The following is a 13,409-nucleotide window of genomic DNA, read 5'->3' as shown; positions in this document are numbered from 1 at the left end:
TCCGGGCCGACCGGCACGCGGGCCTACACTGGCCCGCGTGCCGAAGGTCCTGGGCTCGCTGGCGACGCACCGCGAGCAGGTGCGCGAGCGGGTGTTCGACGCCCTGCGCGTGCAGCTCTACGAGCGCGGCTTCGACACGGTGACCCTGTCCGGGGTCGCCGCGGCCGCCGGCGTGGGGCGCTCGGCGCTCTACAACCACTTCCCCGACCGTCAGGCCCTGCTCGTCGCGTTCGTCGAGCACGAGGCGGAGCGCTACGTCGCCCAGCTCGACGCCGCGCTCGCCGAGGCCGCGGACCCCCGCGAACGGCTCGCCGCCTTCGCCCGGCTGCAGCTGCGCCGCCTCGCCGAGTTCCATCTCCCGCCCGGCCAGGCGCTGGCCGGTGCCCTCGACCCGGCCGCCTACCGCCGGATCGCCGCGCACGCCGACCCCATCTCCGACCGGCTGGTGGCGGTGCTGCGCGAGGGCGCGGCGCAGGGCTGCATGGTCGACGACGACCCCCGGGTGCTCGCCGCCGTCGTGGCGGGGGCGCTGTCGAGCAGGCGGATCGTCGACGTCGACCCGGCGGAGCTCGACGCGACGATCGCGACGGCGGTCGCGGCCGTGCTGCGAGCGGTCTCGACGGTTGCGCGCGACTGAGGCTAGCCTTACCCGAGTCGGGGCCCTACCATCGTGATCTGACACGGTGTCAGATCCGGCGCCGTGCCGTCGCACCAGACGTCACGTCACGGGAGGGCCGATGGACGCCACGACCCCCATCACGGGCACGCTGTCCGCCGATCTCCGCCAGGCCACCTGGGCGGTGCACGAGCGGGCCCACCGGTGCAGCTACTTCGGGGCGCTGTTCGACGGTGATCTCCCGTTGGACGCCTACACCCTGCTCGCGGAGCAGTACGTCGCGATCTACACCGCGCTGGAGGAGGCCGGGGACGCCCTGGCCGCCGACCCGGTCGCGGCCCCGTTCGTGATCGACGAGCTGCGCCGGGTGCCCGCCCTGCACGCCGACCTCGACGCCCTCGGCGGCGGGGTCCCGCGGATCCTGCCCTCCACGGCGGCCTACGTGGCGCGGCTGCGCGAGGCCGCTTCGGACCCGGCGCTGTTCGTGGCCCACCACTACACCCGCTACCTGGGTGACCTGGCCGGCGGCCAGGTCGTCGGGAAGATCCTGCAGCGCACCTACGGCATCGACGGCCCCGGGCGGCTGTTCTACGACTTCAGGGCCCTCGGCAGCCCGTCGGCGTTCCGGACCCGCTACCGCGCCCTGCTCGACGACGCGGCCTGGACCCCGGCGCAGCGCGAGCGGCTGCTCGCCGAGGCGGTGCACGCCTTCGAGCTGAACATCGCCGTCCTCACCGAGATGGCAGAGGAGGTCGGGCTCGCGCAGCCGCTGGCGTCCTGAGCCGGAATCGGGGGAACTAGGATCGACGCCCGTCCCCCGACCACCGATCCCAGGAGTGTCCCGGTGTCCAGCCCCGGCATCGACCCGGACGAGCTCGCGACCGCGCTGAAGGTACTGGCCCGGGTCGACGAGCTGCCACCCGAACACCCCGACGCCGTGGTCGTCCGGCGGGCGACCGCGGGGATCTGGAAGTCGGTGCGGCTGCGGCGCCGCGCCGCGAAGCGGCAGGCCGAGAAGTCCTCCGACGAGGCCGTCACCGCCGCCACCGCGACCGGCGCGGCCGGGCGCATCGACGACGAGACCGCCGGCATCCCGCTGGTGTCGACCACCCCCGGCGCGACCGCGGGGACGCTGCACCGCGCCCGCGGGTGCTACGTCTGCAAGACGCGCTACACCGTCGTCGACGCCTTCTACCACCAGCTGTGCCAGGACTGCGCCGCCGCGCACCGTGCCCACCGCGACGCCCGTACCGACCTGTCCGGGCGCCGCGCGCTGCTCACCGGCGGCCGCGCCAAGATCGGGATGTACATCGCGCTGCGGCTGCTGCGCGACGGTGCCCACCTCACCATCACCACCCGTTTCCCGCGCGACGCCGCACGCCGCTTCGCCGCGCTGCCCGACTCGGCGCAGTGGCTGCACCGGCTGCGGGTGATCGGGGTGGACCTGCGTGACCCGGGCCAGGTCGTCGCCGTCGCCGACGAGGTCGCCGCCGCGGGACCGCTGGACATCCTGGTCAACAACGCCGCGCAGACGGTGCGCCGCTCACCCGGCTCCTACTCCGCGCTGGAGGCCGCCGAGCACGAGGAGCTGCCCGCGGGCGAGCTGCCGGAGATCGTGTCGTTCACCAGCGCCTCGCGCGAGCACCCGCTCCTGCTGGCCGGGGCGGTCCCGGGCGGGCGCGACCTGGCCGCGCTGGCGACGACGGCCCGTTCGGCGTCGCCGGAGCGGATGGCCGCCGGCACCGCGGTCGACGCGGGCGGGCTGCTGCCCGACACCGCGGCGGTCAACAGCTGGGTCGACCACGTCCAGCACGTGGACCCGCTCGAGCTGCTCGAGGTGCAGCTGTGCAACCAGACGGCGCCGTTCGTGCTGGTGTCGCGGCTGCGCCCGGCGATGGCGGCGTCCACGGCGCGCAACAAGTACGTCGTGAACGTCTCGGCGATGGAGGGCGTGTTCGGGCGCGGCTACAAGGGCCCCGGGCACCCGCACACCAACATGGCGAAGGCCGCGCTGAACATGCTGACCCGCACCAGCGCGGGCGAGATGTTCGCGACCGACCGGATCCTGATGACCGCGGTGGACACCGGCTGGATCACCGACGAGCGCCCGCACCCGATGAAGCTGCGCCTGGCCGAGGAGGGGTTCCACGCCCCGCTCGACCTCGCCGACGGCGCCGCCCGGGTCTACCACCCGATCGTCGCCGGGGAGGCCGGCGAGGACCTGCACGGAGTGTTCCTGAAGAACTACCGCGTGTCCTCCTGGTAGAGGGGTCTCACCCGTCACTGTCGGGGGTCGCCGCTACCGTGCGGTCCGTGCTGGAGATCCATCGGGCCGAACGCGCCGACACCCTCGTCGAGGCGCTCGCCGACGTCCTGGCGGCCGGCTCGGACGACCCGTTCGCGGCCGAGACCGTCGCGGTCCCCGAGCGCGGGGTGGAGCGCTGGCTGGCCCAGCGGCTCGCGCACCGGCTCGGTGCGGGGACGGGCAGCGGCGGGGTCTGCGCGAACGTCCGGTTCCCGGCGCCGGCCGCGCTGCTCGGCGGGGTCGTCGCGCACGTCACCGGCACCGACCCGGTTGCCGACCCGTGGTCGCCCGGCCGGTCGGTGTGGCCGCTGCTCGAGCAGATCGACGGGGCCGTCGCGAACCCCGGGGACGACCGGTTCACCGCTCTCGCCGCGCACCTGGAGCGTGGTGGGCACGGCCGCCGCTACGCGCTCGCCCGCACGCTGGCCGGCCTGTTCGGCTCCTACGCCACGCACCGCCCCGAGCTGCTGCGCCGCTGGCGCGCCGGGGAGGACGCGGTGCACGCCGACCTGGCGTGGCAGCCGGAGCTGTGGCGCCGCCTGCACGCCGTACTCGGGGTCCCCGGTCCCGCCGAGCGCCTCGACGACGCGGTGGCCCGCCTGCGCGGGGGCGCCGACCCGGGCCCCGAGGTCGGGCCGCGACTGTCGCTGTTCGGCCCGACCCGGCTGGCCGCCGAGCACCTGACCGTCCTGGAGGCCCTCGCGGCGCACCGGGAGGTCCACCTCTGGCTGCCGCACCCGTCGCCGGCGATGTGGGACGCGGTGCGCGCCGCGCGGACACCGGGGGTGCCCTCGCGCGCCGCCGACACCAGTGCCGGGGCCGTGCGTCATCCGCTGCTGCGCTCGCTCGGCCGGGACACCCGGGAGCTGGCCCTGCGGCTCCCCGCGGCCGGGCCCGGCGTGACCGACACCCACCACCCGGCCCCCGCCGGGAGCGGCGCGCCGACCCTGCTGAGCCGCCTGCAGACCGCCCTGCGCGACGACGCCGTGCCCCCCGCCCCGGAGGACCGTCCCCTGCTCGACGCGGACGACCGCAGCGTCGCGCTGCACTCCTGCCACGGCCCGGACCGGCAGGTGGAGGTACTGCGCGAGGTGCTGCTCGGCCTGCTCGCCGCCGACCCGGACCTGGAGCCGCGCGACATCATCGTCATGTGCCCGGACATCGAGGTGTTCGCGCCGCTGATCACGGCCTCGTTCGGCCTCGCCCCGGACGCGGACTCCCCCGACGGCGCGGGCCCCTCCCGCGAGGAGCTCCACCCCGGGCACCGGCTCCGGGTGCGCCTGGCCGACCGGGCCCTGCGCCAGGCGAACCCGCTGCTGGGCACCGTGTCGTCGCTGCTGGAGCTGGCCGGGTCCCGGGTCAGCGCCTCCCAGGTGCTCGACCTGGTCGCCTCCGCCCCCGTGCGCCGCCGCTTCCGCTTCGACGACGACGCGCTGGAGCGGCTGTCCGAGCTGGTCACCGCCGCCGGGGTCCGGTGGGGGCTCGACGCCGCGCACCGGCGGCCCTACCGGCTCGACGGGATCGAGCAGAACACCTGGCGGGCCGGGCTGGACCGGATGCTCGTCGGCGTCGCGATGGCCGAGACGCCCGGCGCCCCGGCCTGGCTGGGCACCGCGCTGCCGCTGGACGAGGTCGACTCCTCCGACGTGGACCTCGTCGGGCGGCTCGCCGAGTTCGTCGACCGGCTCGCGACCGTGCTCGGTGCACTGCGCGGCCCGCAGCCGCTGTCGGTCTGGGTGGACGCGCTGGTCGAGGGGCTGTCCGCACTGACCGACACCACCCCGACCGACGCCTGGCAGGCCGGGCAGGCCCGGGCGGAGCTGGCCGACGTCGTCGCCTCCGCGGGGCCGCAGGCCGCCACGGTCGACCTCGACCTGCCCGACGTGCGCGGCCTGCTCGCCGAGCGGCTGCGCGGGCGGCCCAGCCGGGCGAACTTCCGGACCGGCACGCTGACCGTCGCGACGCTGGTGCCGATGCGGGCCGTCCCGCACAAGGTCGTGTGCCTGCTGGGCTGCGACGACGGGGTGTTCCCCCGCGCCGGCGCCCCCGACGGCGACGACGTGCTGGCCCGCGATCCGGTCGTCGGCGAGCGGGACCCGCGCGGGGAGGACCGCCAGCTGCTGCTCGACGCGCTCTGCTCGGCCACCCGGCACCTGGTCGTGGTGTCCTCCGGGGCCGACGAGCGCACCGGCGCCGACCGGCCGCCGTCGGTGCCGGTCGGGGAGCTGTGCGACGCGATCGACGCCTGCGTCCGGACCGGGACCGGCACGCCCGCGTCGCAGGCCCTGCGGGCCCGGCACCCGTTGCAGCCGTTCGACCGTCGCAACTTCACCTCCGGCACGCTGCTGGCCGCCGGACCGTTCAGCTTCGACCGGGCCGCGCTGCGCGGCGCCGAGGCCGCGGCCGGGCCGCGCACCGTGACCCCGCTGTTCGGCGCGGACCCGCTGCCTCCGCCGGAGGACCCGCCGGACGGGGTGGTCGAGCTCGACGAGCTGGTCGCCTTCGTCGAGCACCCGGTGCGGGCGTTCCTGCGCCAGCGGGTGCGGGTGCTGCCGCCGGAGGAGAACGTCGAGCCCGACGACGCGCTGCCGGTCGAGCTCGACGGCCTGGCCACCTGGAAGATCGGGGACCGGCTGCTGACCGACCGGCTCGCCGGGGCCGCACCGCAGGCCGTCGCGCGGGCCGAGACGCTGCGCGGTGACCTCCCGCCGGGCGGGATCGGGCACCGGGTGCTCACCGAGGTCGGCGGGCAGGTCGAGCCGCTGGTCGCCGTCGCCGCGGCGGTCGCGACCGGCGAGGCGGGCTCGCAGGACCTCGTCGCGCAGCTCACCGGCACACCCGAGGACGGCCGCGCCGTCGCCGGGACGGTGCCGGGCCTGCACGGCGACGTCGTGGTGCGCGTCGAGTACTCGCGGCTCAAGGCCAAGCACCGCCTGCGGGCGTGGGTCCAGCTGCTCGCGCTCAGCGCCGCGCACCCCGGCCGGTCCTGGACGGCGGTGACCGTCGGGCGCGGCCCCGGCGGCGCCGCCCGCTCGGTGCTCGGCCCGGTCGACCCCGGCCTGGCCCGCCGCACCCTGGCCGACCTGGTCGCGCTGCGCCGTGAGGGCCTGCGGGCACCGCTGCCGCTGCCCACCGACGCCGCCGCCGTCTACGCCCGCAACCGCGCCCGCGGGGTGGTCCCGGCCAACGCGTTCGCCGCCGCGGAGAGCGAGTGGTCGCGCTTCGAGCACGCCGAGGCCCCGCACGTCTACGTCCGGGGCGCCGCGGGCGGCCCGCTGGTCGCCCGTCCCGAGCCCGGCTCCGGCGGCGAGCCCACCCGCTTCGGTGAGCTCGCCGTCCGGCTGTGGGCACCGCTGCTCGACCACGAGAGGCAGGACGCGCCGTGACCACGACCAGCGTGTTGTCGGCACCGACCTTCGAGGTCGACGGGCCGCTGCCGTCCGGCACCGTCGTGCTGGAGGCGAGCGCGGGGACGGGGAAGACCTACACGATCGCCGCGCTGGCGACCCGCTACGTCGCCGAGGGCGTCGCCGACCTGGATCGGCTGATGCTGGTCACCTTCGGCCGCGACGCCACCCAGGAGCTGCGCGAGCGGGTCCGGGAGCGGCTGGTGGGCACCGAGCGGGCGCTCGCCGCCGTACTCGCCGGCGCCACCCCGCCGACGCCGGAGGTCGACCCCGTGGTCGCGCACCTGGCCGCCACCGACCCGGCCGAGCTGGAGCGGCGGCGGGCCCGGCTGGCGACGGCGTCGGCGTCGTTCGACGCGGCGACGATCGCCACCACCCACCAGTTCTGCATGCAGATGCTGGCCGGCCTGGGGGTGGCCGGGGACAACGACCCGGACGCCGAGTTCGTCGACCACGTCGACGACGTCGTCACCGAGGTCGTCGACGACTTCTACGTGCGCAAGTACGCCGCCCCGAACGCCGGCCGCCCGGCGTTCGACCGGGCCGCGGCCCTGGCGCTGGCCCGCCGCGCCGTCGGCGACCCGCAGGCCGAGCTGGAGCCCCGCGACGCCGACCCGGCCACCCCGGCCGCCACCCGGTACGGCTTCGCCTCCGCGGTGCGCCGCGAGGTCGACGCCCGCAAGCGGCGCTCGCGCATCTACAGCTACGACGACATGCTCACCCGCCTCGCCGCGGCGCTGCGCGACCCGGTCCGCGGCCCCGCCGCCCGGGACCGGCTGCGGTCGCGGTTCTCGGTGGTGCTCGTCGACGAGTTCCAGGACACCGACCCGCTGCAGTGGGAGATCCTCTCCCTGGCGTTCCACTCGGCCCCCGACACCACGTTGGTGCTCATCGGCGACCCGAAGCAGGCGATCTACGCCTTCCGCGGTGCCGACGTGCACAGCTACCTGCGGGCCGCCGACGCGGCGGCGACCCGGCGCACCCTCTCGACCAACCGCCGCAGCGACGCGGCCCTGCTCACCGCGCTGGACGGGGTGTTCGGCGAGGCCGCCCTCGGGGACTCCGGGATCGTCGTGCACCCGGTCCGGGCCCACCACACCGGGCGGCGGCTGACCGCCCGCCAGGACGCCCCCCTGCGGCTGCGGCTGGTCGATCGGGACCGGCTCGACCTGACCGGGCGCGGGCTGGCCCGGGCCAAGAGCGCCCGCGCCGTGGTGGCGCGCGACGTCGCCGTCGACCTGTCGCAGCTGCTCGACGGCACCGCCCGCTTCGCGGGGGGACGACTGCGCCCCGGGCAGGTCGCGGTGCTGGTGCGGACCAACGCCCAGGGCCTGCTGGTGCGCGACGCCTGCGCCGAGGCCGGGGTGCCCGCCGTGCTCACCGGCTCCACCAGCGTGTTCACCACGCCGGTCGCCGCGGAGTGGCTGACGCTGCTGGAGGCCGTCGAGCAGCCGCAGCGCTCGATGCGGCTGCGCGCCGCCGCGCTGACCCGGTTCGTCGGCCACACCGTCGCCGACCTGTGCGGGCCCGACGCCGAGAGGCTGGTCGACCAGCTCGGCGCGGACCTGCGGGCCTGGCACCAGGTCCTCGCCGAGCGCGGGGTCGCCGCCCTGCAGGAGGCCGTGTTCGCCCGCTACGCCCCGGCCGAGCGCCTGCTGCGCAGCCCCGACGGCGAGCGCGACCTCACCGACGTGCGCCACGTCGGCCAGGTTCTGCACTCCGCGGCGCTGGAACGCCACCTGGGCCCGACGGCGCTCACCGAGTGGCTGCGGCACCGGATCGGCGAGGCCGCCCGCGACACCTCCGCCGAGCGGAGCCGGCGGCTGGAGTCCGACGCCGACGCCGTCCAGATCGTGACGGTGCACCGGTCCAAGGGGCTCGAGTTCCCGGTGGTGTACCTGCCGTTCGCGTGGGACCGCTGGGTCGACGACCGGCCCGAGACGCTGCTCTACCACGACACCCCGGCCGGTGCCGGCGGCCAGCGCCGGCTGCTCGACGTCGGCGGGTCCACCGGGCCGGACCGCACCCGGCGCACCGCGCTGCACCAGGCCGAGGAGGCGGGTGAGGACCTGCGGCTGCTGTACGTGGCGCTCACCCGCGCCTGCAGCCAGGTCGTCGCCTGGTGGGTCCCGGGGACGACGACCGCGGCGGCGTCGCTGCACCGGGTGCTGTTCGGGCACGCCGGGCCCGGCGCGGAGCCGGAACCGACCGCGAAGGTCCCCGGCGACGCGAACGCGCTGGCGTTCCTGCGGGAGCGGCTCGCCCCGGCCGGCGCGTCGGTGGAGACCCTGCACGACCGCGACCCCGCCGACCGCACCCCGGTCCCGCCCGACGCGGGGCTGGCCGTCGCGACGTTCACCCGCACGCTGGACACCGCGTGGCGGCGCACGTCCTACACCGCGCTGACCGCGGCCGCGCACGCCGCGCACCATCCGCACCCGGCCGTCGACGCCGACCCGGAACCGGCCGCGACCGCGCCCGGGGTGCTGACCGAGCCCGAGGACGAGGGCATCGTCGACGAGCCCGACCCCGCCCCACTGCCCGGTGCGGGCCCCACCGGGGACGCCACGGCGGGCGCAGCCGGCCCCGCGGCGTTCCCCTCCCCCATGGCCGACCTGCCCTCGGGCACCGGGTTCGGCACCCTGGTGCACGCCGTGCTGGAACACCTCGACACCCGCGCGGCCGCCCAGGGCGACGCCGCGCTGCGGGCCGAGGTCGTCGCGCACGTTACCGAGGAGCTGCGCCACCAGCCGGCCGACCTCGATCCCGACGAGCTCGCCGACGCGCTCGTCCCGGTGCTGCGGACCCCGCTCGGGCCGATCGCGTCCGGGCTGGCGCTGGCCGACGTCGCGCCGGGCGACCGGCTGTCCGAGCTGGACTTCGAGCTGCCACTCTGCGGCGGGGACACCCCGACGGGGCGGCTCACCCTGGCCGGGCTGGCCGCCGCCGTCCGCAGGCACCTCGGGCCCGGCGACCCGCTGCACGGCTACGCCGACCTCCTCGACTCCCCCGACCTCGCCGGACAGCAGCTGCGCGGCTACCTGACCGGCAGCATCGACTCGGTGCTGCGGGTCCGTGACGGGGCCGGGGAGCGGTTCCTCGTCGTGGACTACAAGACGAACTGGCTGGGCCCGGTCGGCCCGTCCGGGCGCGACCCGCTGACCGCGGCGCACTACACCGCCGACCGGCTGGCCACGGCGATGGCCGACGCGCACTACCCGCTCCAGGCGCTGCTCTACGCCGTCGCGCTGCACCGCTACCTACGCTGGCGGCTGCCCGGCTACGACCCGGACACCCACCTCGGCGGGGTCGGCTACCTGTTCCTGCGCGGTATGTGCGGGCCGGACACCCCGGTCACCGGGTCCGGGCCGCTGGCCGCGCCGTGCGGCGTCTTCGCCTGGCGGCCACCCGCCGCCCTGGTCGAGGAGCTGTCGGACCTGCTGGACGGAGGCACCCCGTGACAACGACCGCACCCCCCACCCCGGCTCCGACGGCACCCCCGGCCCCCGAGCGGGACCCGTTCGGTCCGCGGGCCGCCCGCACCGCGACGGGGGTGCTCGCCGCGTTCAACGAGGCCGAGATCCTCGCGCCGGGCGACGTGCACGTCGCCCGGCGGCTCGCCGCCCTCGGCGGGCGCGGCGACCCGACCGCCGCCGACGACCCGGCCGCCGCCGAGCCCGAACCGGTGGTGCTCGCCGCCGCGCTGGCCGTGCGCGCGATCCGCAACGGGTCGGTCTGCGTGGACCTGGCGAGCGCCGCGGCCACGACCGCGGGCGAGGGCGAGGTCGCCGTCGACGTGTCCGGGCTGCCCTGGCCGGAGCCTGCGACGTGGCGCGCGGCCTGCGCGGACAGCCCGCTGGTCGCCGTCGGCGAGGACGGTCCCGCCGGGCGGCCGCTGCGCCTGCTCGGGAACCTGCTCTACCTGGAGCGCTACTGGCAGGAGGAGGAGCTGGTCCGCCGCGAGTTCACCGCGCGCGCCGGGCCGGTCGCGACCGTCGACCCCGACCGGCTGTGCGCGGCACTGGACCGGCTGCTCGGCGACCCCGGCGCCGAACGGCAGCGCCTCGCCGCCGCGGTCGCCGCGCTGCGGCCGGTCGCCGTGATCGCCGGCGGCCCCGGCACGGGCAAGACGACGACGGTCGCGGCCCTGCTCGCCGTCCTGCACGACCTGCACCGCGCGACCGCCCCGCCCGGGGCGCCGGGTCTGCGGGTGGCGCTCGCCGCGCCGACCGGGAAGGCCGCGGCCCGGCTGACCCAGTCCGTCGCCGAGGCCCACGGGCGGCTGCCGGAGACCGACCGGGCCGCCGTCGCGGGGGCGACGGCGTCGACGCTGCACCGGCTGCTTGGCTCACGGGGCACCTCGGGCCGGTTCCGCCACCACCGGGGCAACCGGCTGCCGCACGACGTCGTGGTCGTCGACGAGACGTCGATGGTGTCGCTGACGATGATGGCGCGGCTGCTGGAGGCCGTCCGGCCGGACGCCCGGCTGGTGCTGGTCGGGGACCCGGACCAGCTCGCGTCGGTGGAGGCCGGTGCGGTGCTCGGCGACCTCGCCGCCGCGGGCGGCCGGGCCGAGCCCGCGCTGCAGGACGCGCTGAGCGCCTGCGGGGCGTTCCGCGTGGACCGGCCCGTGCCCGCCTCCGGCGCCGCGGGCACCCCCGCGCCCGCCGAGCCGGGCCCGCCCGCCGTGGTGCGCAACGGGGTGGTGAGACTGGAGCGCAACTGGCGCTTCGGCGGCACGATCGCGGACTTCGCGGCGGCCGTGCAGGGCGACGACCCCGACGCCGCTGTCGCGCTGCTGCGCCGCGGCGCGGCCGACCTGTCCTTCGTCGACGGCGACGCGGCCGAGCTCGAGCCGCGCCGGCTGGACACGTTCCGCCAGGACGTGACCCGGGCCGCGGTGGACGTGATCGGGGCCGCCGAGGCCGGGGACGCCGAGCAGGCCCTGCGGGTGCTCGACGACCATCGCGTCCTCTGCGCGCACCGCCGCGGCCCGCACGGGGTGACCCGGTGGACCGCGGAGATCGAGCGGTGGATCGAGACCGAGCGTCCCGGCTTCGCCGCCGAGGCCCCCTGGTACCCGGGCCGCCCGCTGCTGGTGACCACGAACGACTACGACCTGGGCCTGTTCAACGGTGACACCGGCGTCGTGGTCCGGGCCGCGTCGGGGCGCCGCGCGGTGTTCGCCCGGGACAACGCCCCGGTCGCGTTCGAACCGGCACGCCTCGGCGGCGTCGGCACCGTCCACGCGATGACGGTGCACCGCAGCCAGGGCAGCCAGTTCAAGCGGATCACCGTGGTGCTGCCGCCCGCGGACTCGCCGCTGATGACCCGCGAGCTGCTCTACACCGCCGTCACCCGGGCCAAGGAGTCCGTGCGGATCATCGGCACCGAGGAGGCGGTACGCGCCGCGATCGGCCGTCCGGCCGGACGCGCGAGCGGCCTGCAGCAGCGGCTCGGGACCTGAGGTCCCGAGCCGGCGCGGGCACCGTCACGCGGCGGGCGGGGCCTGCTGCTTCTGCCTGCGGCTCGCCTGGACCGACACGAGCACGACCAGCGCCAGGCTGATCCACAACGCGTACCTGTCGACCGCGAGCACCACGTCGACGGCGTCCTGCCCGAGGCCGAACCCGAGCCCCGCGACGAGCCCGGTGATCAGCGCGGCGCCGATCGCGTCGAAGAGCAGGAACGTCGCGAGCCGCATCCTCCCCAGTCCGGCGACCGCGAACACCGCCGCGGCCGGGATGCCGGGCAGCGCGGCCGCGACGACGGCGATCGGCATCGCCCAGCGCGGCCAGCTGCGGATCCGGCCGACGAACCGCTTCGCGAGGTCACCGGGCGCCCACAGCGCGACGATCTTCTCGCCCCACCGGCGCCCGGCCAGCCAGAACAGCCAGTCGAACTTGATCATGCCGAACACTCCGGCGGTGATGACGACCCACAGGTCCGCCTCGCCGATCCGGGCGAACGCCGCGCCCGCGCCGACCGCGGAGAGGCTGCCGGTGACCGCGGCGAGCCACACCGGGTGCGACGCCAGCAGGAACGGCCGCAGCGGCATCGTCACCAGCATGAACACGAGCAGGCCGAGCGTGGAGAAGACGAGCACCTTGTCGCCGCGCGACATCGGGTGGTCCCACGGCATCGCGTCGCGCCAGGCCTGCTTGCCCGCCTCGATCTCCTCCGGGCTGTAGTCGCGCCGCCACCACCGGGTCCGTGCGGGAGCCGCTCCGGGGTCGGCCGGGGCGGACCCGCCCCCGTGGTCCGCGGCGGACCCGCCGTCCCCCGCCGGTGCGGCCCGCCGGGTGTGGTCGCTCGTCATCGTCGTCCCCCTCGTCCGATGGCGTTCCATCGGAACACGACCCTAGGCGGGCCGGGGTCCGGCCGGATCCGCAGCGAGGACGAGATGCCCACCGCCCCGTCCTCGTCCGGGCGGAGGAGGAAACCGGTCGGCGGCGGGCCGCGGCGCCGCTACGCTCCGGCCCGTGCCGCCGTCCGTCACACCGGCCGACGGGCCGTCGCTCGACGCCCCCGTCACCCTGCGCCCGTTGGTGCGGGCCGACCTGGCCCTCCTGCGGCGCTGGCTGGCCGCGCCGCACGTGCACCGGTGGTGGTTCCACGAGACCACCGACGAGGCGCTCGAACGCGACTTCGGGGCGGGGCTGCGCGGTGAGGAACCGGGCGAGGACCTCGTCGCCGAGCTCGGTGGTGTCCCGGTCGGGCTGGTCCAGCGCGCCCGCTGGCACGACTACCCCGAGGAGGTCGCCGCGATCGCGCCGATCCTGACGATCCCGGACGGTGCGCTGACCGTCGACTACCTCATCGGGCCGGTGGAGCTGACCGGGCGCGGGCTGGGCCCGCGGATCATCGCCGCCGCCGTCGCCGAGGGCTGGGAGCGCTACCCGGACGCGACGGCGGTGGTCGTCCCGGTCGCGGCGGGCAACCGGGCGTCGTGCCGGGCGCTGGAGAAGGCCGGGTTCCGCCGGGTCGCGACCGGGGAGCTGCCACCGGACAACCCGGCCGACCCCCCGCTGGCCCACGTGCACCGGCTCGACCGGCCCGCCCGTCTGGGATGATCCCCGCG

8 protein-coding genes are annotated in these 13,409 nt (G+C 77.0%); 7 read left to right on the top strand and 1 reads right to left on the bottom strand.

Features of this window, described 5'->3' with window-relative positions:
- Positions 1-37: 37 nt before the first annotated feature.
- From KPF22_RS13215 to recD, 6 genes are all read left to right on the top strand, one after another.
- Positions 38-637 (top strand): TetR/AcrR family transcriptional regulator, encoded by a 600-nt coding sequence (locus tag KPF22_RS13215; RefSeq protein ID WP_224402209.1) that lies wholly within the window; start codon positions 38-40, stop codon positions 635-637.
- Between the two features lie 100 nt (positions 638-737).
- Positions 738-1,397 carry a heme oxygenase (biliverdin-producing) gene (locus KPF22_RS13210; RefSeq protein WP_208825489.1) on the top strand — a complete coding sequence of 220 codons (660 nt, stop codon included), beginning with the start codon at positions 738-740 and terminating at the stop codon, positions 1,395-1,397.
- 63 nt (positions 1,398-1,460) lie between these two features.
- Complete coding sequence (locus KPF22_RS13205; RefSeq protein ID WP_208825486.1) at positions 1,461-2,882, top strand: SDR family NAD(P)-dependent oxidoreductase; 1,422 nt, start codon at positions 1,461-1,463, stop codon at positions 2,880-2,882.
- Between the two features lie 47 nt (positions 2,883-2,929).
- Positions 2,930-6,307: an exodeoxyribonuclease V subunit gamma gene (gene recC, locus KPF22_RS13200; RefSeq protein ID WP_224402208.1), complete on the top strand. Its 3,378-nt coding sequence runs from the start codon at positions 2,930-2,932 to the stop codon at positions 6,305-6,307.
- Entirely contained in the window at positions 6,304-9,789 is a 3,486-nt protein-coding gene (locus KPF22_RS13195; RefSeq protein WP_224402207.1) for a UvrD-helicase domain-containing protein, read from the top strand. Before recC ends, KPF22_RS13195 begins: the two co-directional genes overlap by 4 nt.
- On the top strand, positions 9,786-11,795 hold the full coding sequence (gene recD / locus KPF22_RS13190) for an exodeoxyribonuclease V subunit alpha (protein WP_224402206.1): 2,010 nt from the start codon (positions 9,786-9,788) through the stop codon (positions 11,793-11,795). Before KPF22_RS13195 ends, recD begins: the two co-directional genes overlap by 4 nt.
- 24 nt (positions 11,796-11,819) lie before the next feature.
- On the opposite strand, the gene KPF22_RS13185 is transcribed toward recD, so the two are convergent.
- Positions 11,820-12,647 carry a DedA family protein gene (locus KPF22_RS13185; RefSeq protein ID WP_224402205.1) on the bottom strand — a complete coding sequence of 276 codons (828 nt, stop codon included), beginning with the start codon at positions 12,645-12,647 and terminating at the stop codon, positions 11,820-11,822.
- A 163-nt stretch (positions 12,648-12,810) separates the two neighbouring features.
- On the opposite strand from KPF22_RS13185, the gene KPF22_RS13180 reads away from it, so the two are divergent.
- Entirely contained in the window at positions 12,811-13,401 is a 591-nt protein-coding gene (locus KPF22_RS13180; protein ID WP_208820106.1) for a GNAT family N-acetyltransferase, read from the top strand.
- The last annotated feature ends 8 nt before the right edge of the window (positions 13,402-13,409 follow it).

The sequence above is a fragment of the Pseudonocardia sp. ICBG1034 genome, from assembly GCF_020131375.1.
GTDB lineage: Bacteria > Actinomycetota > Actinomycetes > Mycobacteriales > Pseudonocardiaceae > Pseudonocardia > Pseudonocardia alni.
Note: the sequence above shows the minus strand (reverse complement) of the source record. Positions and strands in the feature narration are given on the sequence as shown.

Coding starts and splice junctions, on each gene's coding strand:
- KPF22_RS13210 (WP_208825489.1), top strand. CDS start 738: ATGGACGCCACGACCCCCATCACGGGCACGCTGTCCGCCGATCTCCGC.
- KPF22_RS13185 (WP_224402205.1), bottom strand. CDS start 12,647: ATGACGAGCGACCACACCCGGCGGGCCGCACCGGCGGGGGACGGCGGG.